This window comes from Myxococcus vastator, assembly GCF_010894475.1.
Classification (GTDB): Bacteria; Myxococcota; Myxococcia; order Myxococcales; family Myxococcaceae; genus Myxococcus; species Myxococcus vastator.
On sequence record NZ_JAAIYB010000861.1, the window covers coordinates 1 to 1,252 of the forward strand.

1 pseudogene is annotated in these 1,252 nt (G+C 65.5%); it reads right to left on the reverse strand.

Annotation, left to right across the window (positions count from 1 at the left end):
* Nucleotides 1-537: 537 nt before the first annotated feature.
* A pseudogene (locus G4D87_RS37925) lies at nt 538-1,125 on the reverse strand (glycosyl hydrolase family 18 protein); the annotation flags it as partial.
* Nucleotides 1,126-1,252: the final 127 nt, after the last annotated feature.

Here is a 1,252-nt window from a genome sequence, read left to right on the forward strand (position 1 = left end):
CGCGGGCCCAAGCCACGGAAGAAGAAGGGCTACGCATCAGGAAGCGAGGTGCGCCGACAGGTCGCGACGTCACGCGTCCTCGCTGCCGGCACCGTCGATTACGTCAAGCAAGATGTTTAAAGGGGTGGTCCTCAGGCTGGGGAACCGCGCCACACCCCGTGACGACCCACATTCCCACTGCGCCAGCCATTGCCTTCCACCCGTAACGCATCACTGTCCGCCCCCATGTGCTGCCCTGACCTGCCCTGGACCTCGTGATGCCCGCTGTAGGCAGTCACGCATCCACCGTGGGCGGCCTTGAGCAATCGGGGGGCCGCTCCAAAGGTGTCAGTGGGAAGATCCGCGGCCCCGTCGCGGGGGCAGGCGAGCCTGTCGCTCGTGCCCCCCGGGGCAGGTGTCCTGGCGTCTCGTCAATGCCCGCGCGTGCCGGCAGTGGCCGTCGTTTCTCACCGGGGCGCTTCGGCACCCCAGGCAGGGCATTTCTCGCGGAGCCAGGGTCCGCGCTGCGCACACAGCGTGGTCCCTTCCTTCACCGGCTCAGGGCAGGAAGGCGTCCTTCACCGCGTCGAGCAGCGGATTGGCGCCGGTCTGCGGATCGATGCATCCCTGGTTGATGGTCCAGATGATGGTGCCTCCGTAGTCGTTGTCATGGGCGAAGGCGCCCTTGGCGGCAATGGCTTGCGGTGAGTCATACGAAATCCACCGCACCGTGCCGTCCTCCACGGGGACCTCGAAGGTGACGTAGCTGGCCTGCGCCGCCTCGTCCCAGTGATAGACGCCCGTCGCCGACAGCTGGAGAATCTTGCTGTAGGTGAAGGAGTTGTCGCTGCCCACGTAGTCGGACCAGTCCGTGTACGGCTGATACGGGCCGGTGATGTTCCGCCACGCCATGCCATAGAACGGGATGCCCATGCCCAGCTTGCTCTTGGGGATGCCGGCGTTGGTCCAGGCGCTGAGGCTGGAGGCCACGGACGTGGGGTGGTAGCCCGACGCTCCCGTCAGCGCGGAGGTGTACCAGGACAGCCAGCCGAACCAGGGCCCCGTCATCTCGTAGGTCATCACGTTCATCTGGTCCAGGTAGGGGACCAGATTGGCGAACCATGGGTCCGCATCCTCGGGGAAGTTAGGGCCCGCTCAGGAATTAGTTAGCCGAATAGGGGAATAGCCAGAGGGGCCGAGCGCGTTGGCCGGGTATGGACGCGGAAAAGGCCGTGGCGGAGCGATACCAGGCACTTCGAGATGTCATGGATGA